At 71.8% G+C, this 24,882-nt stretch carries 29 protein-coding genes; 11 read left to right on the top strand and 18 right to left on the bottom strand.

Annotated elements, in window-relative coordinates; all coding sequences use genetic code 11:
* Positions 1–162 precede the first annotated feature (162 nt).
* Together Q1B24_RS11390 and Q1B24_RS11385 are read left to right on the top strand one after the other, a co-directional pair.
* A complete protein-coding gene (locus tag Q1B24_RS11390) occupies positions 163–834 on the top strand; it encodes a GNAT family protein (protein ID WP_299928055.1) in 672 nt (223 codons plus the stop codon).
* Between the two features lie 112 nt (positions 835–946).
* Positions 947–1,336: a hypothetical protein gene (locus Q1B24_RS11385; RefSeq protein WP_299928052.1), complete on the top strand. Its 390-nt coding sequence runs from the start codon at positions 947–949 to the stop codon at positions 1,334–1,336.
* Positions 1,337–1,370: 34 nt separating this feature from the next.
* Here the strand turns inward: Q1B24_RS11385 and Q1B24_RS11380 are convergent, their stop codons facing one another.
* On the bottom strand, positions 1,371–1,823 hold the full coding sequence (locus Q1B24_RS11380; protein ID WP_299928049.1) for a DUF6326 family protein: 453 nt from the start codon (positions 1,821–1,823) through the stop codon (positions 1,371–1,373).
* Between the two features lie 143 nt (positions 1,824–1,966).
* Entirely contained in the window at positions 1,967–3,403 is a 1,437-nt protein-coding gene (locus Q1B24_RS11375) for a calcium-binding protein (RefSeq protein WP_299928046.1), read from the bottom strand.
* Between the two features lie 310 nt (positions 3,404–3,713).
* Between Q1B24_RS11375 and Q1B24_RS11370 the strand changes: the two genes are divergently transcribed.
* Complete coding sequence (locus Q1B24_RS11370) at positions 3,714–5,735, top strand: MFS transporter (RefSeq protein ID WP_299928043.1); 2,022 nt, start codon at positions 3,714–3,716, stop codon at positions 5,733–5,735.
* Positions 5,736–5,862: 127 nt separating this feature from the next.
* Positions 5,863–5,997, top strand: a complete 135-nt coding sequence (locus tag Q1B24_RS11365) for a hypothetical protein (RefSeq protein ID WP_299928040.1) — start codon at positions 5,863–5,865, stop codon at positions 5,995–5,997.
* 22 nt (positions 5,998–6,019) lie between these two features.
* Here the strand turns inward: Q1B24_RS11365 and Q1B24_RS11360 are convergent, their stop codons facing one another.
* On the bottom strand, positions 6,020–6,487 hold the full coding sequence (locus Q1B24_RS11360) for a GNAT family N-acetyltransferase (protein ID WP_299928037.1): 468 nt from the start codon (positions 6,485–6,487) through the stop codon (positions 6,020–6,022).
* Between the two features lie 525 nt (positions 6,488–7,012).
* On the opposite strand from Q1B24_RS11360, the gene Q1B24_RS11355 reads away from it, so the two are divergent.
* Positions 7,013–7,447 (top strand): SRPBCC family protein, encoded by a 435-nt coding sequence (locus Q1B24_RS11355; protein WP_299928034.1) that lies wholly within the window; start codon positions 7,013–7,015, stop codon positions 7,445–7,447.
* A gap of 44 nt (positions 7,448–7,491) precedes the next feature.
* On the opposite strand, the gene Q1B24_RS11350 is transcribed toward Q1B24_RS11355, so the two are convergent.
* The 5 genes from Q1B24_RS11350 to Q1B24_RS11330 are packed head-to-tail and all read right to left on the bottom strand — an operon-like array spanning position 7,492 to position 10,332.
* The gene (locus Q1B24_RS11350) at positions 7,492–8,088 is read right to left on the bottom strand and encodes a VOC family protein (RefSeq protein WP_299928031.1); all 597 of its coding nucleotides are present in this window, start codon (positions 8,086–8,088) and stop codon (positions 7,492–7,494) included.
* 59 nt (positions 8,089–8,147) lie between these two features.
* Positions 8,148–9,185, bottom strand: a complete 1,038-nt coding sequence (locus tag Q1B24_RS11345; RefSeq protein ID WP_299928028.1) for a zinc-binding dehydrogenase — start codon at positions 9,183–9,185, stop codon at positions 8,148–8,150.
* 12 nt (positions 9,186–9,197) lie between these two features.
* Entirely contained in the window at positions 9,198–9,608 is a 411-nt protein-coding gene (locus Q1B24_RS11340) for a DUF6325 family protein (RefSeq protein ID WP_299928025.1), read from the bottom strand.
* The gene (locus Q1B24_RS11335; protein WP_299928022.1) at positions 9,605–9,868 is read right to left on the bottom strand and encodes a hypothetical protein; all 264 of its coding nucleotides are present in this window, start codon (positions 9,866–9,868) and stop codon (positions 9,605–9,607) included. Before Q1B24_RS11335 ends, Q1B24_RS11340 begins: the two co-directional genes overlap by 4 nt.
* A gap of 53 nt (positions 9,869–9,921) precedes the next feature.
* Positions 9,922–10,332 (bottom strand): pilus assembly protein CpaE, encoded by a 411-nt coding sequence (locus tag Q1B24_RS11330; RefSeq protein ID WP_299928019.1) that lies wholly within the window; start codon positions 10,330–10,332, stop codon positions 9,922–9,924.
* A gap of 71 nt (positions 10,333–10,403) precedes the next feature.
* Here Q1B24_RS11330 and Q1B24_RS11325 point away from each other — a divergent pair, with 71 nt between their 5' ends.
* Positions 10,404–11,051, top strand: coding sequence for a M23 family metallopeptidase (locus Q1B24_RS11325; RefSeq protein ID WP_299928016.1), 648 nt, complete (start codon positions 10,404–10,406; stop codon positions 11,049–11,051).
* Between the two features lie 6 nt (positions 11,052–11,057).
* On the opposite strand, the gene Q1B24_RS11320 is transcribed toward Q1B24_RS11325, so the two are convergent.
* From Q1B24_RS11320 to Q1B24_RS11300, 5 genes are read right to left on the bottom strand one after another with little or no spacing between them, the layout of a single operon-like run.
* Positions 11,058–11,801 carry an SDR family oxidoreductase gene (locus Q1B24_RS11320; RefSeq protein ID WP_299928013.1) on the bottom strand — a complete coding sequence of 248 codons (744 nt, stop codon included), beginning with the start codon at positions 11,799–11,801 and terminating at the stop codon, positions 11,058–11,060.
* A 21-nt stretch (positions 11,802–11,822) separates the two neighbouring features.
* Positions 11,823–12,491, bottom strand: a complete 669-nt coding sequence (locus tag Q1B24_RS11315; RefSeq protein WP_299928010.1) for a histidine phosphatase family protein — start codon at positions 12,489–12,491, stop codon at positions 11,823–11,825.
* Positions 12,488–13,558 (bottom strand): phosphotransferase family protein, encoded by a 1,071-nt coding sequence (locus Q1B24_RS11310; RefSeq protein ID WP_299928008.1) that lies wholly within the window; start codon positions 13,556–13,558, stop codon positions 12,488–12,490. Before Q1B24_RS11310 ends, Q1B24_RS11315 begins: the two co-directional genes overlap by 4 nt.
* Entirely contained in the window at positions 13,555–14,340 is a 786-nt protein-coding gene (locus tag Q1B24_RS11305; protein WP_299928005.1) for an SDR family NAD(P)-dependent oxidoreductase, read from the bottom strand. The genes Q1B24_RS11310 and Q1B24_RS11305 overlap by 4 nt, the downstream gene beginning before the upstream one ends.
* Complete coding sequence (locus tag Q1B24_RS11300; RefSeq protein ID WP_299928002.1) at positions 14,337–15,590, bottom strand: acyl-CoA dehydrogenase family protein; 1,254 nt, start codon at positions 15,588–15,590, stop codon at positions 14,337–14,339. The genes Q1B24_RS11305 and Q1B24_RS11300 overlap by 4 nt, the downstream gene beginning before the upstream one ends.
* A gap of 28 nt (positions 15,591–15,618) precedes the next feature.
* Here Q1B24_RS11300 and Q1B24_RS11295 point away from each other — a divergent pair, with 28 nt between their 5' ends.
* Positions 15,619–16,239: a TetR/AcrR family transcriptional regulator gene (locus Q1B24_RS11295; RefSeq protein WP_299927999.1), complete on the top strand. Its 621-nt coding sequence runs from the start codon at positions 15,619–15,621 to the stop codon at positions 16,237–16,239.
* 3 nt (positions 16,240–16,242) lie between these two features.
* Here Q1B24_RS11295 and Q1B24_RS11290 read toward each other — a convergent pair whose 3' ends face one another.
* Positions 16,243–17,841: an MXAN_6640 family putative metalloprotease gene (locus Q1B24_RS11290; protein ID WP_299927996.1), complete on the bottom strand. Its 1,599-nt coding sequence runs from the start codon at positions 17,839–17,841 to the stop codon at positions 16,243–16,245.
* Positions 17,842–17,902: 61 nt separating this feature from the next.
* Complete coding sequence (locus Q1B24_RS11285; RefSeq protein WP_299927993.1) at positions 17,903–18,298, bottom strand: adenylyltransferase/cytidyltransferase family protein; 396 nt, start codon at positions 18,296–18,298, stop codon at positions 17,903–17,905.
* A 52-nt stretch (positions 18,299–18,350) separates the two neighbouring features.
* On the opposite strand from Q1B24_RS11285, the gene Q1B24_RS11280 reads away from it, so the two are divergent.
* A complete protein-coding gene (locus Q1B24_RS11280; RefSeq protein ID WP_299927991.1) occupies positions 18,351–19,670 on the top strand; it encodes a DUF445 domain-containing protein in 1,320 nt (439 codons plus the stop codon).
* 12 nt (positions 19,671–19,682) lie between these two features.
* On the opposite strand, the gene Q1B24_RS11275 is transcribed toward Q1B24_RS11280, so the two are convergent.
* Complete coding sequence (locus tag Q1B24_RS11275) at positions 19,683–20,888, bottom strand: phospholipase D-like domain-containing protein (RefSeq protein ID WP_299927988.1); 1,206 nt, start codon at positions 20,886–20,888, stop codon at positions 19,683–19,685.
* Between the two features lie 19 nt (positions 20,889–20,907).
* Between Q1B24_RS11275 and Q1B24_RS11270 the strand changes: the two genes are divergently transcribed.
* On the top strand, positions 20,908–21,162 hold the full coding sequence (locus tag Q1B24_RS11270) for an RNA-binding S4 domain-containing protein (protein WP_299927984.1): 255 nt from the start codon (positions 20,908–20,910) through the stop codon (positions 21,160–21,162).
* Positions 21,163–21,195: 33 nt separating this feature from the next.
* Here Q1B24_RS11270 and Q1B24_RS11265 read toward each other — a convergent pair whose 3' ends face one another.
* Entirely contained in the window at positions 21,196–22,002 is an 807-nt protein-coding gene (locus Q1B24_RS11265; RefSeq protein WP_299927981.1) for a hypothetical protein, read from the bottom strand.
* Positions 21,999–22,895, bottom strand: coding sequence for an ABC transporter ATP-binding protein (locus tag Q1B24_RS11260; RefSeq protein WP_299927978.1), 897 nt, complete (start codon positions 22,893–22,895; stop codon positions 21,999–22,001). Before Q1B24_RS11260 ends, Q1B24_RS11265 begins: the two co-directional genes overlap by 4 nt.
* Positions 22,896–23,035: 140 nt before the next feature.
* Here Q1B24_RS11260 and Q1B24_RS11255 point away from each other — a divergent pair, with 140 nt between their 5' ends.
* The gene (locus tag Q1B24_RS11255) at positions 23,036–24,199 is read left to right on the top strand and encodes a histidine kinase (RefSeq protein WP_299927975.1); all 1,164 of its coding nucleotides are present in this window, start codon (positions 23,036–23,038) and stop codon (positions 24,197–24,199) included.
* On the top strand, positions 24,196–24,882 hold the full coding sequence (locus tag Q1B24_RS11250) for a response regulator transcription factor (protein ID WP_299927972.1): 687 nt from the start codon (positions 24,196–24,198) through the stop codon (positions 24,880–24,882). Before Q1B24_RS11255 ends, Q1B24_RS11250 begins: the two co-directional genes overlap by 4 nt.

The following is a 24,882-nucleotide window of genomic DNA, read 5'->3' as shown; positions in this document are numbered from 1 at the left end:
ACCTCTTCAACCAGCTCCTCACCGGCCTCACGGAAGGCGAAGCATCATGAGCGACCGCCCCGACCCTGTGCATAATGTCGATGTCCGGATGTCCCTCCCCGGGGTCTACCCATGCGGGCGCGATGTCGTCGACCTGTCGCTGTTGCGTGTGACACTGCTCCGGTGTCCGAGCCTTCCGACGTCTCCTTGGTTGAGCACTGGCCTCTGTTCGGCCTTCGGCTTCGCTGCGGCAACGTCAGCCTTCGCCCGGTACAGGAGAGAGACCTTCCCCGGCTGGCGACGATGCAGCCGTCGGACTACGAACACGACCCCTCGTCCGAGGCTTTCCCCGGCGAAGACCTGGTTCAGCATCGGCGGCGTCTCGTCTATCAGGGTTACTGGCGGTCCGTCGGAACGTGGTCGCCGTCGTCGTGGCGCCTCGACTTCGCCGTCGAGCACGACGGCACCCTCGTAGGTGTGCAATCGCTGGAGGCTGACGACTTTCTGAGTCTCCGCACGGTCGACTCCGGGTCATGGCTGGTCCGGTCGGCACGGGGGCGCGGTGTCGGCATCGCGATGCGCACAGCGGTCTTGGCGCTCGCTTTCGACCATCTGGAAGCCCGTGCTGCGGTGACCTCGGCCCGTACTGACAACGGTGCTTCACTCGGGGTGTCGCGGCATGTTGGGTATCGCGACAACGGCGTCAGTCTGAACCGCTCAGAGCGGGGTCTGGTCGAACTCGCTCACATGCGGCTGACGGTCGAGGAGTGGCGTACCTCGGGGACCGGTGAGCACGTCACTGTCAGCGGTCTCGGCCCATGCCTGCCTTGGTTTGGGAGGCCGCTCCCCAGGTGACGCGAACATCCGGACTGCCGCTGATGGCACATGGACGGGAGCCAGGCACACGGGCGGGCACCTGCGCCGTTCGTTCATGACGCGTACGTCGCCGTCGTGGTGCAATCGCGCCATGGTCGACGTGATGGCGCTACCTCCAGGGCTGTACCGCGGGATGGTGACCGGAGAGGAGAGCGGCGACTGTCAGTGCCGCATCGAGGTGCGAAGGCTGACCAAGCACGCGATGAGCCTCGACTACGAAGCCATCGGCGTGGCTGGCCTGCAGCATGTGGAGCACACCATCGTGTCGGCATCGGGTTTGCACGTGGCAACGAGCGAGTTCTCGGATGTTGTCGCTTTCCGGAGAGTGGCTGCCGGACACTTCGTAGGTGACGCCGCTGGCTTTGCGATGGAGATCCACGCAGGCTGGGACGGTGACTCACTGACGTGGGCTTGGCACTGGGCTCCTCCGGGCCAGAGCCTTCGCGAGCAGTCGCGCGCGACCGCGCGGCAGGTGTCCTGACGCCGGAGGGCTGTGAGGTGTACCGGCACGCCGCTCACGACGCCGTACGAGGCCAGGTCCACGAGGTGCGGAGGACGTAGGCCAGGACGATCAGCTCGACCACCACGCCGAGGCCGTAGAAGTAGACCCAGGACTCGCCGAGCACGTTGAACGCCGAGACGGGGAGGTAGAGCGCGGCCACGACGAGGTTGAGCGTGCGACTCACACGGGCGGGCAGTGCCATGGAGAGCAGGATCATCAGGCTCGGGATGCCCACCAGCGCGAGCGAGCTGACGGCGAAGGTCTGGCTGATGTCGAACTCGAAGACGACGCCGGCCAGGATGTCGTCGATGGCACCCGGCTTGTAGAGGTGCAGGTAGTCGACGTAGATGTAGAAGAACATGAAGCTGGCCCAGGCTGCGGCGAGCTTCGCCCTGACCGGCGTGCGGGGATCGTGGAGGGCCGGCTTGGCCGTGGTGTCGTACGTGGTCCTGGTCGTGATGCTCATGGTCTCGTCGTCCTTCTCGTCGGGTGGTTGATGCCACGATGGACGAGGGGCGGCCCGGTGCCATCGGCCCGGCGGCAGGGTCTTCCTGGCCTCTGGTACGGGAATGTCTGGCCGATCGGCCGATACGCGAGCAGGGGTCACCGTCACCGGTGGAGCGCAGAGACCTCGATGGGCATCCGGGCCACGACGTGCGCGCCGCGTTCGAGTCGCTCGACCGCATCCCGTTGCGTCGTACGTGCCTGACGCGCGGTTCGATCGGACCGGCCGGAGCGCTGGACCTCGCAGCTCCTGACCCGCTCGGCGCCGAGGCAGGTGTCCCGTCCCATGCGGCCGTTCGCGAAGTCGCCGCGTCCCTGACCGAGGTCCAGGACGTCACGTCCCCGCGTGGCGACGACGGAGTCGCGCCCGCCGCGCATCCAGGCCTCCAGGCTGCGTCCTCCCTGCATGATCACGTCCTCGTTGCGGTGCGTGCCGCGGATCCGCCAGCGTGCGTCCTCGCCCTTGATCCAGAGCACCTCGAGGCCACGCACCCGACCGGCGCGTGCCTTGGTCCGGAGGACTCCGCGGCCCAGGTCCACGGTGATCGTCGAGCCCTTGCCGAAGCCCGCCTTGCGCACGTCGAAGGTCACGAGGTCCCTGGCGCTGCCCCCGTCCACCGACACGCCACGGGAGGCGGGGGTGAGCCGGACGTCGATGTCGTCATGGCCTCGACCGCCGTCGACGTCGACGTCCTCCACGGACTGGGTCCAGAGCTGGTCGTCCCCGTCCTGGCCGCGGAGGACGGCCGGGCCGGTCGCCGGGTGGGCCTCGAGGTGGTCCATGTCCTCCCCGCCGCGCGCCGTACCTCCCGCCTGCCCCAGGGCGATCCAGTCGGTGCCGGGGCCTCCGTCGATGTCGTCGGGGCCGTCGGTGGCCGGGTCGGCGACCGCGTCCGTGAAGTCCGAGAGGAGGGTGTCGGGGCCGCCGGCGCCGTCGATCTGGTCGGCGCCGCCGCGACCCACCAGCACGTCGAGGTACGGCGATCCGATCAGGACGTCCGCCGTGCGTGTGCCCGCGATGCTCTGGGCCTCGGTCACGACGATCTGGTCGGTGCCTGACGGCTCTGCCACGAAGCCCAGCCCGCCGACCGGGGTGAGGTCGGCCCTGATCCCGCCCGGGAAGCCGGCGGCGAGGAGGTCCGAGTAGAGCACGGTGTCCGCGGGGACGGAGAAGTCGTCGCGCGTCAGGGGATCGAGACCGCCGTCGATGAAGTCGTTGCCCACTCCCGGCCAGATGATGTCGCCGCCGGCATCGCTGTCGAGCCCGCCCAGGATGCGGTCGTCGCCGGCGCGCCCGATGAGGGTGTCCGATCCCTCGTCACCGCAGATGACGTCGTTGCCGAGCAACCCCCAGAGCGTGTCGTGGCCCCCCAGCCCGACCATCACGTCGTCGCCGTCGGTCCCCGTCAGTACGTCGTCCCCCGGCGTGCCGAGGTGCGTCGCAGGCCTGCCCTCGCACGTCCCCGCGACGGCACCTGCCGGGACGGCGGGAAGAAGTGGCGCGACCAGCGCGAGGCCGGCGAGGGCCAGGCGAGGCGCCATGCTCCCTCTGGGCGTCCACCTCCACGAACGCGGAGCCATGGCGTGCAGCAGCGTGTTGCTCGACGGCAGATCCGTGTCTCGTCGTGTGTCCATGTCCTCGTCTCCTTGGCCGCGTCCGATGCCCTTCAGGATGAGCGCCTCGCGCGCACCGCACACGGGACCGGAGTCCCGAACGGTCCGGGAAAAGTGGGACGTCGTCGCCGAACCTTTGCCGCTTGCTGTGAGGGCCCGTGGCCCACCGCCTCGGTGGGCCGAGGAACGGGACTAGGGTCGGATCCATGAGCGATGGAGCGCGGTCTTGTCGGTGACCGTGGCTGCCTCGAAGGACCAGCTGGAGCGCGAGAGGTCGAGTCGCTCGGGCCTGATCGTGCTGGTCCTGGCCCTGTGCGGCACGTCGGTGTCGCTCATGCAGACCTTGGTCGTGCCGCTGCTGCCCGACTTCCCGGAGCTGCTGGGCACGACCTCGGACAACGCCTCGTGGCTGGTCACCGTCACGCTGCTGACGAGCGCGGTGGCGACGCCCATCCTGTCCCGCCTGGCTGACATGCACGGCAAGCGCCGGATGGTCGTGGTCTCGCTGGTCGTGCTGCTCGCCGGCTCTCTCCTCGGCGCCGTGAGCGACTCGCTGGCCGGGCTGATCGCCGCACGGGCCCTGCAGGGCTTCGCACCCGCGCTGATCCCGATCGGCATCTCGATGATGCGCGACGAGCTCCCGCCGGAACGGATCGGTGGAGCGGTCGCGCTGATGAGCGCGACGCTCGGCATCGGGGGAGCGGTGGGGCTCCCGCTGTCGGGCGTCATCTACGACGCCTTCGGGTGGCAGGCCGTGTTCTGGGGGAGCGTCGTCATGGCTGCCGTGATGCTGGTCCTCGTCCTGGCCGTGGTCCCAGAGTCCGGAGTGAGGACGCCCGGTCGCTTCGACTGGCCCGGCGCGATCCTGATGTCCCTGGCGCTGACGTCACTCCTCCTGGGCATCTCGAAGGGAGGCACGTGGGGGTGGACGTCGCAGTGGACCCTGCTGTCGTTCACGCTCTCCTTCCTCCTCTTCGCGCTCTGGGCACCGTGGGAGCTGCGGACGGGCGAGCCACTGGTCGACCTGCGTACGTCGACGCGGCGGCCGGTGCTCCTCACCAACATCGCCTCCCTCCTCGCCGGGTTCGCGATGTTCGCCAACCTGCTGGTCGCGACCCAGCAGCTCCAGATCCCGGTCGAGACCGGCGTCGGGTTCGGCCTGGACGTCACCGAGGCCGGACTGGCGATGCTGCCCGGCGGCGTGCTGATGGTCCTCATGGCGCCGGTGTCGGCGTCGATCACGCGGCGCTTCGGCGCTCGGATCACGCTGGTGGCGGGGCTCGTCATCACGGGTTTCGGCTACGTCGTGCGCGTCCTGCTCGACGCCACCCTCGCCCAGCTCGTGGTGGCCGTCTGCATCGTGTCGGTCGGCATCGCGGTGAGCTTCGCGGCCATGCCGGTGCTCATCATGCAGTCGGTGCCGATCAGCGAGACGGCAGCCGCCAACGGGCTCAACACCGTGGTCCGCTCCATCGGAACCTCCACCTGCTCAGCGACCGTTGCGGCGGTCCTCGCCGCCGGCACCGTCGCCGGGAGCCCGTACCCCTCCGAGGCCGCGTTGCACGCCATGAACTGGCTCGCCGCGGGGGCTGCGTTCCTCGCGGCCGCCGTCGGGTTCATGATCCCGGCACGGATCGCGCCCGTCCTCGCCGGCGCTCCCGTCCTGCCCGGGGGTCCTCCGACCGCCGTGCGGGGCGACTCGGTGCGCCGGGCGGACGTCGGTGCGGAGGTCGTCGTACGAGGTCGGGTGCAGCGTGGCGACGGCAAGCCGGCGCGACTGGCGGTGGTCTCGATGCTCGACCGCACGGGACGCCAGGCGGACTGGGCTCGCGCCGACAACGACGGTCGCTGGTCGGTCGTGCTGCCCGGGGCGGGGGAGTACCTCGTCGTCTGTTCCGCGGAGGGCTGGGCGGCGCGGTCCGAGCTCCGCCATCTCTCGGCCGACGCCGTACCCGTGCTGCACCTCGACCAGCGACTCACGGTCGCCGGGGTCATCTCGCGCGACGGATGGCCCATCGACGACGCGCTCGTCGTGCTGACCGACTCGTCCGGTGAGTCCGCGGGCGCGACCCGGACCGACGAGCAGGGGCACTACGAGATCGGACTGCCGCCGCTGGGCCGGTACGTGCTGACCGCCCTCGACCCGCGCACGGGCGCGGCCGAGTCCGAGGACGTGGTCATCAGTGCCCAGCGACGCCGCTTCAACCTGGTGCTGCCCGATCTGCCCGAGCCTCGACCGTCAGAGGACGCCACCTCCTGACTGGGCTCGGCGATCCGGTGGTGTTGCTGAAGGCCGCAGCGGTGGCAGAATCGAATCACTCGACATCTGGGGGACTCATGACAGTCAACGCGACACCCGGCGGCGCACCACCGCAGAGGCGAGCGAGATGACGTACCTCGTCGTCGTTCTCGTCGTGCTGCTCGTCGCCCTGGTCATCGAGAACGCTCGACGCGGGCCCGTGAAGGCCACCAGGACCGGCGGGCAGGCCAACGGCGGTGACGGCGGAGACGGCGGCGGTTAGAGGTGCCGATCGCTCGGCCCGGTCAGGCCTGCAGGTCGGCCCCGAAGACCAGGGCCGGTCCACCGAGCTTGTGGACCTCGCGTCCACGAACGAGCCCGATCTTCGTCGCCACCCGCTGCGACGGCAGGTTGTCCGGGCGGATGATCGCGATCAGGTGCTCGATCCCGGCCGCCCGGGCGGCTTCCCGCACCGCGAGAGCTGCCTCCGTTGCGTAGCCCTGACGTCGCAGGTCGTGACGAACGTGCCAACCCGCTTCGACGAACCACTCGCCCTCCACCTCCTGCATGGTGAGACCGCAGTCACCGACGAAGCGCCCCGCGTGGGTCTCGACGACCCACAACCCGAACCCGTGCTGGTCGTAGTTGCGCCGGTTCCAGGCGATCCACCTCTCCGGGCCGCGCGAGCCGCCGATGTCCAGGGTGGCGATGTCCGACAGGTCGGCCTCCGTCATCTCCCGGAAGCGAAGTCGCGACGTCGGGAGCGGGAGCACGCGGCCACGCTAGCGGCAGGAGCACTCCCGTCGAGCCGGACGTGTCGAGTCAGGGTTGGTAGGGCTTGTCCTCGTGCCGCGGGTCCAACCGGGGGTACCCCGCCTTGGGGTCGACGCCGTCCGGCCGCGGCTCCTCACCGCCGGAGCTCTGCTCCGGAGGTGCCTCCTCCGGGGTCTCGAGGCGGCTCGTGTCCCGAAGACCGTCGGTCCCTACCTGGCCCCTTCCGGTGGGGCCGACGCGTTCGCTGCTGGACCCCATGCCGCCTGCCGCTCCCTCCGGACCGGACGAGTTCGGCGTCGCTCGCCTCTCCTCGGATGCGGGCTTGGCTGTCTGGTCGTCCGGGCTGGTCATGGGCTCGTCCCCTCGGTCGTGGATGGCTGTCATCCCGTTCCCAGGTTGTCGCTCGTGATGCGTCTCGGCTCCCGCCCAGTGATCGGGTGACCGTGCCCCGCCGTCACGCAGGAGTGGTTGCGCACCACGGATCAGCGTCCTTAGCCTGAACTCATGGAGCGCGCGCGGGTGCGATGAACTTCGACCTCGTCACGCTGGCGTCCCCCGAGCAGGTGCTCGAGGCGATGACCGACTTCACCGACCGCAGGCTCGAGATCTGGAAGAAGACGCTGGACCCGAAGGTCTACGAGGTCAGGGAGCAGGGCGACACCTGGGCCGTGGCGAAGGAAGGGTCGCCGCGATCGCCGTACTGGGTCGTCGTCCGCTACGACTGGTCCGACCCCCGCCTGATCCGGTGGACCGAGCTCGAGACCAACCACGGCGACCCCGGCGAGGGCTTCATCCGCATCGCCCCGCACGGAGCGGGCGGCAGCCGGCTCCACGTCGAGTGGGGCACCCATCCCGTACGCCGGCGGGACAAGGTCGCGCTGTTCGTGCTGCACCACACGATGAACGGCGTCATCGCCCGGATGTGGCGCAAGGAGCTCGACCGGTTCGCCCAGGGGTGAGCGTCAACCGGCCGCCGGGACGACGCGGGAAGCGGAGGTCCCTGTCACCGCGGCAGGGGATTGGGCCCGGTCGCGGTCACGACCCGTTGGGGCGACCAGCCGTCGACGTGGTGGAAGCCGTCGTCGAAGGGGCCGGAGTGGGGCTCGACGGAGGCCCGCAACGAGAGCCGGTAGAACTTCGCGTGCGTGAAGTCCTCGAACAGGACGTAGACGGGGTCCGGCGTGCTGTCCGGGCCCTGGAACTGCTGTCCGGTGAGGACGGGCTTGTGGGTCGCGACGAACGAGTCGAACGCGTCGCCGACCACGACGCCGAGGTGCTCCAACCCCATCCGGTAGACGCGCTGGTGCACCGGAGGGATGAGCTCGATGAGCGGCACGAGCTTGCCGTCGAGCACCTCGAGCGGCTCGGCAGGGACGATCAGGGAGATCGGGCGCCCGTTCCAGACGTTCTCCCGGTTGGCGAGCGCGTGGCGCTCGAGCAGGGTGCGCACGTGGACGTACTGGTCCCACTCGGGCACGCGGAACGCGAGGTGGCTGAGCGGGTACGGGCCGATGTCGATGCCGCGGGTGAGCAGCCGGTCGCGCTGCTGCGCGGCGAACGCCCGACAGTCCCCGAGGATGTCGCTCCACGGATCGACCATCGCCGCCTCCTCCGTCCGCCATCGTAGCTGCGCGCGACGGGTCTGGTGGAGTGTCGAGGTCAGCGACGGGGGTCGATCAGCGTGATCCCGGCACCGGTCGCCCGGTCGAAGGTCGGGAGGAGGTCCGCAGCCTCGGCGAGCCCGATGGTGCGCCGGACCAGCCGGTCGGGCCGGAGCCGGCCCTGTGCGACGAGGTCGAGCATGTCGGGGTAGTCGGCCGCGGCCATCCCGTGGCTGCCCAGCACGTCGAGCTCCCACCCGATCACGCGGTCCATCGGCACGCGCGGGTGACCGTCGACCGGCGGCAGCAGCCCGATCTGCACGTGGCGACCGCGGCGCCGGAGGCTGAGGATCGCGTCGGCGCAGGTCTGCTCGCTGCCCACGGCGTCCACGGCGACGTGGCTGCCGCCTCCGGTGAGGTCGGTGACCGCGGCCGGGACGTCCGCGCCGTCGGCGAGCAGCACGTGGTCCGCACCGAGGTCGGCGGCCAGGGCGAGTGCGTCGGGGTTGCGGTCCACCGCGACGACCTGGCAGCCCAGGGCGCGGGCGATCATCACCGCGCTGAGTCCCGCGCCGCCGGCGCCGAGGACGGTCACCCACTCGCCCTCGGTGACGCGCGCGCGTGCGACGAGGGCGCGGTACGCCGTCGCGAATCGGCACCCGAGGCTGGCGGCGGTCGCGAAGTCGAGTGACTCCGGGAGGGCGATCAGGTTGGCGTCCGCGGCGTGCAGGGCGACGTGCTCGGCGAACGATCCCCAGTGGGTGAAACCCGGCTGCTGCTGGTCGGGGCACACCTGGGCGTTCCCGGACCGGCACCACTCGCAGCGACCGCACCCGCAGACGAACGGCACGGTCACCCGGTCGCCGACGGTCCACCGGCCGACCCCGGCGCCGACCTCCACCACCACGCCGGCCAGCTCGTGACCCGGCACGTGCGGGAACGCGATGTCGTCATGCCCCGCCCACGCGTGCCAGTCGCTCCGACACATCCCGGTGGCCATCACCTGCACGACCACGCCGCCGTCGGGGCACGTCGGGTCGGGGACCTCGCGGACCGCAGGACGGCCCCGGACTGCATCGATGACCACGGCACGCACCCCGGCATCCTGTCACCCGGGCGGCTCACCTGCTGGGAGCCACAGCTCACCGAGCGGACGGCCTCCGGCGCGCCCGATCGCAGCCAGGAGCGGTTCGGCCCAGAGGTGCTCGAGGAGCGCGACGGCGGCGACCCCACCCGGCGGCACGGCGTCCGCCAGCGACCAGGTCTCGCCCGCCGGCACGTCGCCGTCGGCCTCACCGCCTCCGCCGAGGACCTGTGCCGCGATGTTCCCGAGGTCGGGGTCGCTGCCGGGCGGCGGATCGAGGATCTCGAAGGTGCCGTCGTCGCCGCGCTCGACGAGCAGGACGTCGACCAGCCGTACGACGCCACGCTCGCGAAGCCGGGTGAGCTCGGCCAGCACCTCGCCCGAGAACGACGGCGCCTCGAACCCGATCACCAGGACCTGGACCGGCCCGCTCACCGTTCGACCCGCTCCCGCAGCTCGTCGAACTCATCCTGTGTGAGCACGCCGGTGTCGAGCAGGTGCTGCAGGGCCTCCACCGGGTCCTGCGCGGGCCGCGCCGGCGGCTGCTCGGCCGGTGGTGGGACGGGTGGCGGGGCCCGCCGCGGCGACGGGTGCGAGGCGGCGTACGCCTGCGCCGGGGTGAAGCGGCCGCCGTAGTAGGGCACGCTGCCTGTCATCCCGGTCATCCGGATCTGTCGCGGCACGAGAACGACCACATGTCGATGATGCCGCACGCGACATCCGTTCCTCCACCGTCGGCGCGACCCCGTCACCCCTGCTGACCGCCCTGCAGGAGGCTGAGCACGGCGCGCGCGGCCGCGTCGGCGGGCCCGACGTCGACGTGCTCCTCCTCGCGCTGCCCCACCTGCACGCGTACGACGTGTCCGCCCGAGCGCGCGGTGAGGCTGAGGAAGTGCCCGCCGAGCACCTCGAGCAGCTGGTCGAGGCGTGGCAGCCACACCGCCTCGTGCTCCTCCACGCCGTCGAGGGCCCACTCGGTCGTGCCGTTGAAGGCCAGGACGCGGCCCGAGGCCACGTCACGCACCTCGACCACCATGTCGCTGACGAGGAAGACCGCCTCGTCGAGGTCGCGTTCGGGCAGCCAGAACAGGTCGCCGTTGCTCGGCGACCAGGCGAGCCCGGCGTCGTGCAGGCGGCGCGCGAGGTCAGGGGAGGTCACCTCGTCAGTGTCGCTCAGCCGCGGTGGCGGAGGCGGTGGCGCGGGCGCGTGAGAAGCAGCAGGGTGTGGTCATGGCGCGGAGAGGAGGCGGTCCGGTGCAGCCGACGGTGGACCTGGCGTACCCGTTCGAGGGCCGCTGGCTGACGCAGAACAGTCCGGGCAGTCGCGTGCCCAGCCACGGCACGACGCTGCTGGCCACGGCGTACGCGATCGACTTCGTCCCGGTGGACGAGGCGGGGCGCACGGCGCCGATCACGCTCGGCTCGCTCCTGCGTCCCGAGCCGCCCGAGCGGTTCCCGGGCTTCGGGCGCCCCGTCCTCGCACCCGTGGAGGGCGCGGTCGTCGCCGTCCACGACGAGGAGCCCGACCACGGCGCGTACCGGGGGCTGCCGTCGGTCCGGTACGCCCTCACCCAGCGCCGGCGGCTGGCAGCGGGCTGGGCGGCGCTGGCGGGCAACCACGTGATGATCGAGACCGGCGACGGCACCGTGGTCGCGGTCTGCCACCTGCTGCGCGGCAGCATCGGTGTGCGGCCCGGACAGAGGCTGCAGGTGGGGGAGGAGCTCGGGCGGTGCGGCAACTCCGGCAACAGCACCGAGCCCCACGTCCACCTCCAGGCCATGGATGGTCCGGACCCCTCGCGGGCGTCCGCGGTGGCCATCACCTTCGACGGCCACCTGCCGCGCAACGGCGAGGTCGTCGACGCTCGAGGGTCCTGACGAGGGTCAGCTCATCCGGCGCAGCAACCCCGCCGGCACGCGCTTGATGACGAACCCCAGCGACACCCACGGCCACGCCGGCACGAGGGCGGACTTCTTCTCCTTCTCCATCGCCTCGACCATGGCGTGCACGCCCTTCTCGGTCGAGGCCATGAGCGGCGTCCTCGCCGAGGTGCCGGACATCTCGGAGACGATGTAGCCCGGGTAGAGCACGGTGACCTTGATCGGCGTGCCGTGCACGTCGGCGCGGAAGCCCTCGGCGAGGTGGGCGACTGCGGCCTTGGTGGCGGCGTACGTCGTGATGTTCTTCGGCATCCCGCGCAGCGCGGAGAAGGAGGAGACCATCACGAGGTGCCCCGCGTCCTGCGCGCGGAAGATCGCGGCGGCGGCCTCGGTCTGCGCGAGCGCGCCGATGAAGTTCGTCTCCGCGGTCTCGCGGTTGGCGTCGAAGCGGCCGGTGCCGAGCGGCTGGCCCTTGCCGAGGCCGGCGTTGACGACGACGCGGTCGAGGCCGCCGAGCTCGTCGCGGAACTCCTCGAAGACGCGGAAGACGGCGTCGTGGTCGGTGACGTCGAGCGCCTTCACCACGACGCGGCGGTCGGGGTGGGCGGTGGTGATCTCGGTGGCGAGCTCGACGAGGCGGTCCGTACGACGTGCGCACAGCGCCAGGTCGTGACCGCGGGCGGCGAGCTGGCGGGCCATCTCGGCGCCGAGGCCGCTGCTGGCGCCGGTGATGAGGGTCGTCGGCATGGGGAGTCTCCTGGGGTGGGGCTAGCGGTAGGTGATGAGCTCGGGGGACAGGTGGTCGGCGGCGTTGAAGGTGACGAGCGTCGTGCCGCGCGAGCCGCACACGAGGGTCGAGGTCCCGGTGTTGATCGAGACCGGGTTGAGCCGCAGCCACAGGTCGGTGCGTGCAGGGTCGGTGTCGGCGAGCAACGACGCAGCCGCCCACGCCACGGGTCCGCCGCTGGTGAGCACGACGGCCGTGCCGCTGCGGGGGAGCGCGTCGGCGAGCCGGGTCAGGGCGACCCCGACGCGGGCGGTGAAGGCGGCGAAGGACTCGTCGTAGGACTCGTCGTGCCGTCCCGACGTCCAGCGCTGCGTCGCCTCCTCGAACCACCGCTGGAACGCGGCCTTCTCCGACTCGCCCTCCACCGTGGTCGGCTGGTCGTGGACGGCCAGCACCTGCAGGTGGTCGAACTCGTTCCAGCCGGGGTCGACGTCGACGGACGCCGACCACCGCGCGCCGTCGAGCACGCCGGCGGCGGTCTGGGCATGGCGCTTCATCTCGCCCGCCACGACGAGGTCGGGCACCACCCCGCGGGCGGCCAGGGCCGCGCCGAGCACCCGCGACTGCTCGTGGCCGGTCGGGGAGAGGTCGTCGTAGTCCGCGGCGCCGAACGAGGCCTGGCCGTGCCGCACCAGCAGGATGCGGCTCACGCGATGAGCCCGTCGAGCCGGCGGCCGATGATCTGAACAGCCGGTCCGAAGAGGGCGTACATCTCGTTGGTCGTCTGCCCGTGGAAGTAGCGGTAGTAGATCTGCTGGGCGATCACCGCCATCCGGAAGAGCCCGAACACCTCGTAGAAGCGCCACTGCTCGAGCGTCACCGACCGGCCGGTGCGCTCGGCGTACGCGGCCACGAACTCGTCGCGGGTCAGCATCCCGGGCAGGTGTGTGGGCACCCGCCGCATCATCTGGAACTCCTCGGTGTCGTCGGCCTGCACCCAGTAGGCCATCGACCCGGCGAGGTCCATCAGCGGGTCGCCCAGGGTGGCCATCTCCCAGTCGAGCACGCCCACGACGCGCGTCACGTCGTCGCTGTCGAGCACGAGGTTGTCGAGCTTGAAGTCGTTGTGGATCACGCAGGTCGCCACGTCGTCGGGCTGGTGGGCGTCGAGCCAGGCCATCACCGCCTCGAGGTCGGGTACGTCGTCGGTGCGGGCGTTGCGGTAGCGCGTCGACCAGCCCTCGACCTGGCGGTGGACGTAGCCCGCGCCCTTGCCGAGGTCGGCCAGCCCGGCCGCCTCGGGGTCGATGCCGTGCAGCTCGGCGAGCACGTCGACGGCGTGGAGGCACAGCTCGCGCGCCTGCTCGGGGGAGAGCGGCACGTCAGCGGGCCACTCGCTGCGCGGGATCACGCCGGGGATGCGGTCCATCGCGTAGAAGTCGCCGCCGATGACGTCGGGGTCGTCGCAGAACGCGACCATCGTCGCCACGTGGTCGAAGACCGGCGCGAGCGCCGACTGGATGGTGTGCTCGCGGCGCATGTCGTGCGCGCCCCTGGCCTTGGTGCCCGCCGGGGCGCGCCGCACGATGAGGTCGCGGCCCGAGGGGTAGCGCAGCAGGTAGGTGAGGTTGGACGCGCCGCCGGTGAACTGCCGGACCTCCGGCTCGCCGTCGAGCCCCTCGGGGGTGGAGGCGTGGGCCCGGAGCCAGACGGCCACCCGCGTGACGTCGAAGGCGTCCTCCTCGCGCACCTCCCGTGCGCCCGGCACGGCGGTCACGAGGCAGCTCCCGGGTCCGCTGCCTGCAGCTTGGCCGCCTGGTCGCGCATCACCGCGTCGTAGGCCGGCCGGTCGGCCCACTTGAGGAAGTAGGCCTGTCGCGCCGCCTCGTCGGGGACGATGACGTCCTCACCGGCGTCGATGCCGGCCAGCACGGCGGCGGCGATGTCCGCGGCGCTGACCTGCGAGCGCTCCACCAGCCCGCCGACCACGCGCCCGACGACCTCGTCGCTGCCCTGCATGGAGTCCATCAGGTTGGTGCGGAAGTAGGAGGGGCAGACCACGCTCGCCCGGATGCCGTACGACGCCAGCTCGTGGCCGCACGTCTCGGTGAACGCCACCACCGCGGCCTTCGTGGCGTTGTAGGAGCCCATGCCGCCCGGGTGGACGAGGCCGGCGAGCGAGGCGACGTTGACCAGGTGCCCGGAGCCCTGCTCCTTGAGAATCGGGACGAACGCCTGGGTGCCGCGGACCAGGCCGAAGAGGTTGATCTCGGTGATCCACTGCCACTCCTCGAGCGTGCAGCGGTCCACCCGTCCACCGCCGGCGACGCCGGCGTTGTTGACCAGCACGTCGAGGCCGCCCCAGCGATCGCGCACGGCGTCGACGGCCGCGGCCCAGTCGTCGTCGGAGGTGATGTCGAGGACGAGGTCGATGCCGCCCTCGACGGAGGAGGTGGCGACGCGGTCGGTGGCGAGCACCTCGTCGCCGCGTGCGCGGAACGCCGCGACCAGCGCCGCGCCGAGGCCGGAGGCAGCACCGGTGACCAGGACGCGCCTCATGCGGTGTGCTTCCCGAGCTCGATCTTGGCGATGACGTTGCGGTGCACCTCGTCCGGGCCGTCGGCCAGGCGCAGCGTCCGCGCCCCCACCCAGGCGGCGGCCAGGGGGAAGTCGTCGGACATGCCGGCGCCACCGTGGAGCTGGATCGCCATGTCGATCACGTCGAGGGCCATGGTGGGCACCTCCACCTTGATCTCGCTCACCGCGGAGTAGGCCTCCCGGCTCATTCCCTGGTCGAGCAGCCACGCGGCGTGCATGACCAGCAGCCGGGAGCGGTTGATCGCGATGCGCGCGTCGGCGATGCGCTCGCGGTTGCCGCCGAGGTTGGCGATCGGCTTGCCGAAGGCGGTGCGCGACACCGCGCGGGCGCACGCCAGCTCGAGGGCGCGCTCGGCGAGCCCGATCGCCCGCATGCAGTGGTGGACCCGGCCGGGACCGAGGCGGCCCTGGGCGATCTCGAACGCGCGCCCCGGGCCGAGCAGGACGTTGGCAGCCGGCACCCGTACGTTGTCGAAGGACACCTCGCCGTGGCCCAGCGGCTCGTCGTAGTAGCCCATCGTGGTCAGCATCCGCTCGACCCGCAGGCCCTCGGCGTCGCGCGGCACGAGCACCATCGTGTGGCGCGAGTGCCGGTCGGCGTCGGGGTCGGAGAGGCCCATGAAGACGAAGATCTTGCAGTCGGGGTTGCCGACGCCGGTCGACCACCACTTGCGGCCGTTGATCACGATCTCGTCGCCGTCGACCTCCGCCGTGGCGGCCATGTTGGTCGCGTCGGAGGACGCGACGGCCGGCTCGGTCATGCAGAAGGCGCTGCGGATCTCGCCCCGGAGCAGCGGTTCGAGCCACTGCTCGCGCTGCTCGTCGGTGCCGTACTTCAGCAGCACCTCCATGTTGCCGGTGTCGGGGGCGTTGGAGTTGAAGACCAGGGGCGCCAGGAACGAGCGGCCCATCGCCTCGGCCACCGGGGCGTAGTCGACGTTGCTGAGGCCCTCGCCGCCGTCGGTGCCGAAGTCGGCGGCGTAGCGCCCGGCGTGCGCGGCGGGGAGGAAGAGGTTCCACAGGCCCTGCGCCCGCGCCTTCGCCTGCAGCTCGCCGATCACGGGGTGGGGCGTCCAGCTGTCGCCGCCGGACTCGCGCAGGCGGGTGATCCGCTGGTGCGCCTCGGCCTCGATCGGCTCGATCTCGTCGGCCACGAACGCGCGCACGCGGTCGCGGAGGTCGGCGGCGCGCGGGGAGAGGGAGAAGTCCATGACGTTGACCTTCGCACACTGTTGAGCAATGCTCAACAGCATGTCCGACGCCGCCGCGACCGCTCCCACCGAGGGCGTACGTCGCCGGCTGAGCGCGGACGAGCGCCGACGCCAGCTCGTCGCCATCGGTCTCGCCAAGATCGTCGAGACGCCGATCCAGGACCTGTCGATGGACGACATCGCCACGGAGGCCGGCATCTCCCGCGGGCTGCTGTTCCACTACTTCCCGACCAAGACCGACTTCTACCTCGCCTGCATCGCCGCGGCCGGTCGGCGCATCCTGCGCACCACCGCGCCCGACGAGGACGCGCCGGGGGAGGAGCAGGTCGAGATGACCACGCGGCTGATGATCGAGCAGATCGAGCGCCGTCGCGGCTTCTACCTCGCGCTCGTCCACGGCCACGGTGTCGCCGACCCGAGGGTCAGCGAGGTGATGGACTCGGTCCGCGACGGCAGCACGGAGCGCGTGATGGTGGCGCTCGACGTGCCGGAGGCCCGGCGCGACGTCGTACGCGCGTGGTGGGCGTACACGGAGGACCGGGCGCTCACCTGGGCGGCAGTACCGCCCGGTGAACGCCCGGTCACGTTGTCACAGCTGGTCGCGGAGTGCGTCGCCGCGCTCCACGCCCTGCTGCGGATCAGCTCCTGATCGTCACCGCTTGACGACGCGACCCTTGACGGCGAACCGCATCCGGTCGTCGAGCGGCGTGCCGCCGCACGCGAGCAGCGTGTCGCGGCCGCACTTGTAGCGGGTCGAGCCGTTGACCAGCGTCACCGAGACGGCGCCGACCTTGCGGCCGCTGAAGGGCACCTTGACGTGTCCGTCGCCGCGGCGGTTGAGCTTGACCATCTTGACCTTGCGCTTGCCGTCGAGGCGGTGGACGACCACCACCGCGGCCGGCGAGGTGCGCTTGACGGGGCCCTTGACCATCACCTTGAGCTTCCACTTCTTGCCGCCGAGGCCCTTGCCGGGGCCGTAGACGTAGGAGGCGGAGGCCAGGTGGTTGACCTTCGTGCCGAAGCGCTTGGCGCGCTTGCGCTTGCTCAGCAGCTTGGCGCCGCGGACCTTGGGACCGGGGTACTCCGCACCCTCCGGGAAGTTGGCGGCCGGGGTGAGGTTGCCGGCGGCGAACTGGGCGTAGTTCTTGTGGAAGCCACCCTTGCGCTTGAGCACCTTCTGCAGCGCGGGGAGGCTGCTCCTGCCGCCGTCCTTCTTGAGGGTGCCGGCCTGCTTCCACGTCTTCAGCACCAGGCCGTTGCCGTAGCGCGAGGTGAGGTACTCCCAGAAGACCCAGTTGCCGTACTGGAAGCCGTTGGTGCGGCTGAAGGCGTCGAGCGGGATGTTGGGGGCGTAGATCTGGCTGACCGGGAGGTACTGGCGGTTGTCGTTGACCGTGGTCGCGATCCGCTCCTCCATCCAGGTGGCCGTGGACTCCATCATCCACGGGTCCTCGGCGTAGTCGTAGGCGTACTGGACGGCGTGGAAGAACTCGTGCCCCGCGGTCACGACGAGGTTGTCGTTGGGGGTGCCGTTGGGGAACTGCGCGGCTGCGAAGTCGTTGTCGAGCACGCAGTAGCCGGAGGCGGTGCGCTTCTTGGCCTTGTCCTCACCGGCGCAGAAGCCGTAGAGGTCGCCGCCGAGGTCCTTGAGGTAGACGTCGAAGAGCGGGCTGCCGCCGCGGGCGCCGTCGCGCACCGGCGCGCGGTAGCCCATGGCGTCGACCATCGTCGTCCACACCGAGTCCATGACCGCGAGGTTGGTCGCCGGCCAGTCCGGCGACGGCGGGGCGTCGGTGCCGGTCGGCACGTAGTGCACGCACAGGCGCGTGTTGCACACCGGCGGCGCCTCGGCCACGGTGTAGCCGAACCCCTGCTCGTCGGTCACGCCGTCGGTGGGGCGGGCGAGGAGGGCATCGGCCTGGCGCCGCTCGGCCCCGCGGAGCTGGGACCGCTTCATCCACAGGTCGCGCAGCACCAGCGTCGCGGACGGGTCGCTCGGCAGGGCGTCGCCGGCGAGGACGCGGCGCGCCGTCGTCAGGCTCTCGGTGGCCGTCGGCTCGGCCTGCTCCTCGAGCAGCGGCAGCGCCGGCTCGGGCGTGAGCTCGAGCAGGTCGGCGGGGTCGAGGACCCCGGCCGCTCCCGGGAAGGAGCCGGGCGCGCCCGGGCGGTCGTTGGCGGCGGCGACGGCCGGGGCGCCGAGCGCCCCGCCCACCAGTGCGATGGCCACGGCGGTGGTGACGAGTCTGCGCATGGTTCCCCTCGTGTAGGTCATGTCCGCACGACCCTAACCCGGCGACCCTGCCGGGCCACGATCACAGATCGGCGATGTGCTCGATGATCGCGGTGGTGGAGATCGCCGGGGTGCGGGCCAGGTAGACGACGTCGCAGACGTCGCCGAGCTCGTCGAACTTGCCGGCCCAGTCGTCGCCCATCACGAGCACGTCGGCGCCGTGCTCGAGGACGTAGTCGCGCTTCTGCTCGAGGCTCTCCTCGACGAAGACGGCGTCGACGACCTTGAGCGCGCCGACGATCGCGAGCCGCTCGCGCTGGCTGAAGATGGGGGCGCGGCCCTTCTTGCGCTCGTTGAGGGCGTCGGCGGAGACGCCGACGACGAGCCGGTCACCCAGCTCGGCGGCGCGCTCGAGGACGCGCAGGTGCCCGACGTGGAAGACGTCGAACGTGCCGAAGGTGATCACGGTGCGAGGCATGCGCGGCATTCTGGCACGCGGGTCGTCACGGGTGGTGGGGGAGGATGCTGCCATGGCCGCCACCTCCGCCACCTCGCCTCAGCGCTCCTCGACGAGCCCGCCACCGAGCCCGCCCCCGATCTCCCTCATCACGCCCGACCCGGGCGCCGACGAGGCCCGTCGCCGCGGCCTGCGCCGGATGCGCACGGTCGCCGTGGGACTGCTGCTGCTCGCGGCCTGCGTGTACGCCGCCACGCTGGGCCGCGACGGCTTCTGGGGCTTCGTCAACGCGGGCGCCGAGGCGTCGATGGTCGGTGCGATCGCGGACTGGTTCGCCGTGACGGCGCTCTTCAAGCACCCGCTCGGGCTGCCCATCCCGCACACCGCGCTCGTGCCGAAGCGCAAGGACGAGCTCGGCAAGGGGCTCGAGGAGTTCGTCGGGGAGAACTTCCTCCAGGAGGACATCATCCGCGAGCGCGTGGCGGCGGCGACGATCTCGGCGCGGGTGGGCGCGTGGCTGGAGGAGCCGGCCCATGCCCGCCGGGTGGTCGACGAGGCGGCCGAGGTGGCCGTGATCGCGCTCGGCAAGGTCCGCGACGACCACATCGCCGACCTGGTCAGCCACGCCCTGGTGCCGCGCTTCCGCGAGGAGCCGATCTCGCCGCTGCTGGGCACGACGCTGATGGAGGTGCTGCGCGACGACCTGCACCACGGGCTGGTCGACCTCGCCGTCGACGAGCTGCACAGCTGGGTGCGCGACAACCCGGAGACCTTCACCCGGGTGCTCGAGGAGCGGGCGCCGTGGTGGGCGCCGCCCAAGCTCAACGACGCGGTCACCTCACGGCTGCACGTGCAGGCCCTGGCGTGGCTCGAGGACATCCGCGACGACCCGCACCACCGCGCCCGCGAGGCGCTCGACTCGATGCTGGGCCAGCTCGCCCACGACCTGCTCAACGACGAGGAGACGGTCCGCCGCACCGAGGCGCTCAAGGAGCGGCTGCTCGAGCACCCGCAGGTCGTGACCACCGCGATCTCGCTGTGGAAGGCGATGCGCTCCGCGCTCCTCAGCTCGATCCGCGACCCGGAGGGTGCCGTCCGGCACCGCCTCCTGGTCGAGCTCAGCACCTTCGCCGAGCGGCTGCGCGACGACGCCGCCCTGCGCGAGCGCCTCGACCGGGTCGCCGCCGACCTCACCGTCTTCGCGGTCGAGCGCTACGGCGCCGAGGTCACCACCGTGATCACCCACACCATCGAGCGCTGGGACGGCAAGGAGGCCGCGCGTCGCATCGAGCTGCACGTCGGCCGTGACCTGCAGTTCATCCGGATCAACGGCACGATCGTCGGCGGCCTGGTCGGCGTGCTCATCCACGCCTTCAGCCTGCTGGTGCACTGACCGCCCGGCGGGTCAGCGCCGGCAGGGCTTCATCACGGGCATGATCCGCGACCGGCTCTGGTGCGCGCGGGCGTACGCGTCGTCGAAGTGCGCGCGGTACTGGTCGTGCAGCCAGCGGTTGCCCACCACGCGGAGCATGACCTCGTCGTTGTAGAGCAGGCCGCCGCACGTCGTGTTGGACGTGCCGGTGAGGACGAGGTCGGTCACCTTGCCGCGGAACTTCGCGTGCACCACCAGCATCTTGTCGTGGGTGAGGACGGTGCGGACCTGACGGTCCGGGATGTCGCCGCTGGGCAGCGACCGCTGCACCCAGTTCTCGACCGTGTCGCGCGAGGTGACGATCCGCACCCGGCAGCCGCGCTCGGAGAGCCGGGCCAGCTGGGCGCGCACGTCGGCGCGCTGGATGACCGCGAACATCGCCGAGACGTCCCGGGCGCCGCGCGTGCAGGAGATGTCCTTGAGCGTGGAGAGCAGCAGGTCGCTGCGGTTGGGATAGACGGCCGCGGTCAACGAGCCGCTCTTCCAGACCTTGCGCCGGTCGTCCCAGCGCTCGCCGTCGACCCTCAGGCTCTCGGCCTCCAGGCGGGAGAAGTAGGCCACGCCGAAGGCGTAGAGCCCGGGGTCGTCGATCTTGATGTACGAGTTGTACTGGCGGTACTGGCGGTCCTCGAGGTTGGCCGAGGACGTCATGAACGACTGCACGCCGCCGATCTCGGTGGCGTAGAACTTCAGGTGCTGCACGTCCTGGCTGTCCGGGTAGGGACCGGGCGCGCGCCACGGCAGGCAGGCGCCCTGGCAGATCGTCACGTTGCGTCGTGCGGGGTCCTGCTCCTCGAGGGTCGAGATGAGGCGGCGCCCGTGCCGGTTGAGGCGCAGGTCGTCATCGCCGACGAGGAACACCGTGGCGCCGCGGCGCTGGGCGGCGAGGAGGGCGTCGGTGGGCTCCTTGATGTCCCAGCGGAACATCGCGACCCGGATCGTGTCGCCGGGGCCGGCGGTGTCGAAGAGGTGGCTCGCCCGGTCGAGCACCGTCGGGTCGCGCGGGACGGCGAGCGGGGAGGTGAAGCACGCCTCGAACCCGGCCTGGGCCTGGCAGCCGGACTTGACGGCCGCCGCGGCCGGACGTGCGTACGCCGGACCGGTGGGCGTGGTGGCGGCCAGCAGGGGCGCCACCAGGCAGAGCGTCGCCGCGGCGAGGAGGAGGCTTCTGATGCTCACGGACACCTACCCTAGAGACATGTCACCCACCAGCGAGCCCGTCGACGTCCCCATCCGCGACGAGTCCATCCGGCTGGGCCAGTTCCTCAAGCTCGCCAACCTCGTCGAGAGCGGCGCGGAGGCCAAGCCCGTCATCGCCGACGGGGCGGTGCAGGTCAACGGAGAGGTCGAGACGCGGCGAGGCCGCCAGCTCGCACCTGGTGACGTGGTCACGCTGGGCGGGCTGGCGGCCCGGGTCGCCACCGGGGAGATCGAGATCGACGTCCCCTGGTGAGTGGGGCGACCGGATGAGGTGAAGACCCCCCGGTTACTTCACCTCACGTGTGAGCACCCGCCACGTGCCGATCGCCAAGGGCAGCAGCACCCAGACGCCGACGCCGGTGCCGAGCTGGGCCCAGTCCTGGCCCGCCATCTCGCCGTCGAACAGCGGACGCGTGACGGAGTCGAGGTCGAGCCACTGCCCGACGTCGGAGAGCGAGCTGAAGACCTGCGTGACGATCGTCCAGGCGGTCGGCAGGACCAGCACGGTGACGATCGCGACCGGCGTGTTGAGGAACAGCAGGCCGAACGCGACGCCCTGCAGGACGTAGATCAGCAGCGCCAGGACGAGCCCGGCACCAGCAGCGACCTCGAGGTCCCACGCGCCGTTGCCGGCCAGGTTGGCGAGCGCGGCGGCGGCGAAGGCGACGGCCATCACGACGAGGCCGAGCGCCAGGGCGCCCAGCGCCTTGGCGAGCACGACCCGACCGCGGCGCGGCTCGAGCGTGAAGGTGACGAGCCCGGTGCGCTGGGTCCACTCGGCCGTGGCGGCCATGATGCCGATGACGGGCAGCAGCATCGCCAGCGGCAACGTCGAGACCTGCAGCAGGTTGCCGAACGACGCGTCCTCCGCGGGGCCCCAGAGGACGAACGCGGCCAGGATGAGGACGGTCAGCGCGGCCATCACGATGACCATCCAGCGTCCGGCTCGGGTGTCCACCATCTTGCGCACCTCGGCCTGCAGGGTGCGCGCGAAGGGCACTCCCGGACGACCGGGGAGGGCGGTGGGCGTGCCGGCGGAGCCGGTGGTGCCGCCGACGGCGGGTGCGGTGCTGGGGGTGGTGGTCGAGCTCATGCTGCGTCTCCTTCACGAGAGGTGGCGGCCGTGAGGCCGAGGAACATCTCCTCCAGGCCCTCCGAGCCGCCGGAGCGCAGCTCGAGGAGGACGACGGACTCGCGGGCGGCGATCTCGCCGACCACGCGCGGCTCGGCCTCGACGACCAGTCCGGAGCCGGTCCGGGTGACGGGTACGTCGGCGGCCTGCAGCAGCTGCGCGAGGCGCCCGTCGTCGGTGGAGGACACCGCGGTGCCGCCGCGGCTGAGGAGCTCCTCCTTGGAGCCCATCGCCACGATCCGGCCGCGGCCGATCATCACGAGGTCGTCGGCGACGATCTGCACCTCGTGGAGCAGGTGGCTCGACAGCAGCACGGTGCCGCCGCCGTCGGCGAAGCGCCGCAGCAGCCCGCGCATCCAGTGGATGCCCTGCGGGTCGAGGCCGTTGGCGGGCTCGTCGAGGACGAGGACCTGCGGCTCGCCGAGCAGCGCGGCGGCGATGCCGAGGCGCTGGCGCATGCCGAGGGAGTAGTTGCGGACCCGGCGTCCGGCCTCCTCGTCGGTCAGGCCGACGAGCGCGAGCGCCTCCTCGACGCGCGCCTTGGTGACGCCGATCGAGACGGCGGCGACGCGCAGCACCTCGCGGCCGGTGCGGCCGGGGTGCTGCGCGGAGGCGTCGAGCATCACGCCGACCTGGCGGCCGGGGTTGTGGAGGTCGCGGTAGGGCTGGCCGAGGATGGTGGCGCGGCCGGACGTGGGCGGCGTGAGGCCGGTCATCATCCGCATCGCGGTGGACTTGCCGGCGCCGTTGGGCCCGAGGAAGCCGACGACGCTGCCGGGGCGGACCTCGAAGGAGATGTCGTCGACGGCGGTGAACCCGCCGTAGCGCTTGGTGAGGTTCTCGACTGTGATCATGGCTCCAGCCTCGTCGCGCTGCCGGTGCCGGGACATCGGGCGGAGGGGTCGGCGGGGTCCGACCTCGGTATCGGCGTCCGCCCCGGGACGACACCTTGGTCGGACGCGGCCGTGTCGACGGTGCGCCTAGGGTCGGTGCCATGGGGGGGACGGGCCGGCTCGCGGCGACCTGGCGCTACGGACTGGCTGCCCTGATCAGCCTCACCGTCTGGGGCATCCCGCTGGTGAGCGCCGCCGAGCGCCCGCCGGAGCCGGTCGTGATGTGGTTCCTGGTGGGCGACCCGCTGCTCGGCCTGCTGTCGTTCGTGCTGATCCGCTGGCGGCACCGCCGGCCCGCGCTCGTCGCTGGCCTGCTGGGGGCGTTCTCGTTCGTCTCTGCGTCGAGCGCCGGCCCGGGCTCGTGGATCATCGGCTCGGTCGCCTCCCACCGACGCTGGCGGCTGCTGGCCGTCGTGGCGCCGCTCAACGTGCTCGCCGGGATCGTGCAGGAGCGCGTGGGCATCACCGAGGACGCCCTGCCCCTGTGGGCGTCCACGGCCTTCGGCTGCCTGGTCGTGGGCATCCTGGTCGCCACCGGCTACGCGATGGGATCCCAGCGTGACCTGGTCGACTCCTATCGCGAGCGCGCCCTGACCGCCGAGCGCGAGCAGCGCGCCCGCGTGGCCCAGGCGCAGGCGGCCGAACGCACGCGCATCGCCCGCGAGATGCACGACGTGCTGGCCCACCGCATCTCGCTGGTGGCGATGCACGCCGGCGCCCTCGGCTACCGCACCGACCTGAGCGAGGAGGAGCGGGGGAGTGCCGCGAAGTCGATCGAGGACAACGCGCACCGGGCCCTCTCCGACCTGCGGGCGGTGCTCGGCGTGCTCCGGGACCCGGCGCAGCCGACCGGCGCCGTCCCCGAGCGGCCCCAGCCCGGCCTCGACGACGTGGCGTCGCTGGTGGCGGAGGAGCAGGCCGGCGGAATGCGCGTACGCCTGTCCAACCGCGTCGAGGACGACGTGCCCGCCGGCACCGGCCGGACGGCGTACCGGATCGTGCAGGAGGCCCTCACCAACGTGCGCAAGCACGCGCCCGGCACCGCGGTGACGGTGGACGTGGCCGGGTCGCCCGACGACGGACTCGTCATCGGGGTGCGCAACGCGGCCCCGGTCGGTCCGGCAGCACCGCCGTCCCTCCCGGCGTCGGGCCTGGGCCTGCTGGGCCTGGCCGAGCGCGCGGCCCTGGCGGGTGGCCGGATCAGTCACGGCACCGACCCGGGAGGCGGCTACGCCGTACGGGCGTGGATACCGTGGACCACGTGACGGGTGCGAGCGACGGGGGCACGGTCCGGCTCGCCGTCGTCGACGACGACCCGATGGTGCGCGCCGCGCTGCGGATGATGCTCGGCGGTGACTCCGGGCTGAGGGTCGTCGCCGAGGCCGCCGACGGCGAGGAGGCCCTGCGCGTGGTGCCGGCGTCCGACGCCGACGTGGTGCTCATGGACATCCGGATGCCGGTGCGCGACGGGCTCAGCGCGACGGAGGAGCTGCTGGCCGCCGACCCCGGCCTCAAGGTGATCGTGCTGACGACCTTCGACACCGACGACATGGTGCTGCGCGCGCTGCGCATCGGTGCGGCGGGCTTCCTGCTGAAGGACACCCCGCCGGCCCGCCTCGTCGAGGCGATCCGCACGGTGGCGGCCGGACAGCCGATGCTGTCACCCAGCGTCACGGCCCAGCTGATCGCCGCCGTCACCCGCGCGGACAGCGACGCCGGCGGGCAGGACCGGGCGCGGTCGGCACGCGCGGCCCTCGACGTCCTCACCGAGCGCGAGCGCGACGTGGCCGACGCGGTCGCGCGCGGGCTGAGCAACGCCGACATCGCGGCCGAGCTCTACATGGGCGTCCCGACGGTGAAGACGCACGTCGGGAGGCTGTTCACCAAGCTGGGCGTCGAGAACCGGGTGCAGGTCGCGATCCTGGTCCACGACGCCCAGGCGCAGTGA

Origin of the sequence: uncultured Nocardioides sp. (genome assembly GCF_947488025.1) — a bacterium.
Lineage (GTDB): Bacteria > Actinomycetota > Actinomycetes > Propionibacteriales > Nocardioidaceae > Nocardioides.
The sequence above is the reverse complement of the archived record's forward strand: the minus strand, read 5'-3'. Positions and strand labels throughout refer to the sequence as shown.

Coding starts and splice junctions, on each gene's coding strand:
- Q1B24_RS11285 (WP_299927993.1), bottom strand. CDS start 18,298: ATGCCTCGCACCGTGATCACCTTCGGCACGTTCGACGTCTTCCACGTC.
- Q1B24_RS11355 (WP_299928034.1), top strand. CDS start 7,013: ATGAACTTCGACCTCGTCACGCTGGCGTCCCCCGAGCAGGTGCTCGAG.
- Q1B24_RS11375 (WP_299928046.1), bottom strand. CDS start 3,403: ATGGCGCCTCGCCTGGCCCTCGCCGGCCTCGCGCTGGTCGCGCCACTT.
- Q1B24_RS11300 (WP_299928002.1), bottom strand. CDS start 15,590: ATGGACTTCTCCCTCTCCCCGCGCGCCGCCGACCTCCGCGACCGCGTG.
- Q1B24_RS11270 (WP_299927984.1), top strand. CDS start 20,908: ATGTCACCCACCAGCGAGCCCGTCGACGTCCCCATCCGCGACGAGTCC.
- Q1B24_RS11385 (WP_299928052.1), top strand. CDS start 947: ATGGTCGACGTGATGGCGCTACCTCCAGGGCTGTACCGCGGGATGGTG.
- Q1B24_RS11350 (WP_299928031.1), bottom strand. CDS start 8,088: ATGGTCGATCCGTGGAGCGACATCCTCGGGGACTGTCGGGCGTTCGCC.
- Q1B24_RS11365 (WP_299928040.1), top strand. CDS start 5,863: ATGACGTACCTCGTCGTCGTTCTCGTCGTGCTGCTCGTCGCCCTGGTC.
- Q1B24_RS11305 (WP_299928005.1), bottom strand. CDS start 14,340: ATGAGGCGCGTCCTGGTCACCGGTGCTGCCTCCGGCCTCGGCGCGGCG.
- Q1B24_RS11295 (WP_299927999.1), top strand. CDS start 15,619: ATGCTCAACAGCATGTCCGACGCCGCCGCGACCGCTCCCACCGAGGGC.
- Q1B24_RS11255 (WP_299927975.1), top strand. CDS start 23,036: ATGGGGGGGACGGGCCGGCTCGCGGCGACCTGGCGCTACGGACTGGCT.
- Q1B24_RS11325 (WP_299928016.1), top strand. CDS start 10,404: ATGGCGCGGAGAGGAGGCGGTCCGGTGCAGCCGACGGTGGACCTGGCG.
- Q1B24_RS11320 (WP_299928013.1), bottom strand. CDS start 11,801: ATGCCGACGACCCTCATCACCGGCGCCAGCAGCGGCCTCGGCGCCGAG.
- Q1B24_RS11265 (WP_299927981.1), bottom strand. CDS start 22,002: ATGAGCTCGACCACCACCCCCAGCACCGCACCCGCCGTCGGCGGCACC.
- Q1B24_RS11290 (WP_299927996.1), bottom strand. CDS start 17,841: ATGCGCAGACTCGTCACCACCGCCGTGGCCATCGCACTGGTGGGCGGG.
- Q1B24_RS11380 (WP_299928049.1), bottom strand. CDS start 1,823: ATGAGCATCACGACCAGGACCACGTACGACACCACGGCCAAGCCGGCC.
- Q1B24_RS11260 (WP_299927978.1), bottom strand. CDS start 22,895: ATGATCACAGTCGAGAACCTCACCAAGCGCTACGGCGGGTTCACCGCC.
- Q1B24_RS11280 (WP_299927991.1), top strand. CDS start 18,351: ATGGCCGCCACCTCCGCCACCTCGCCTCAGCGCTCCTCGACGAGCCCG.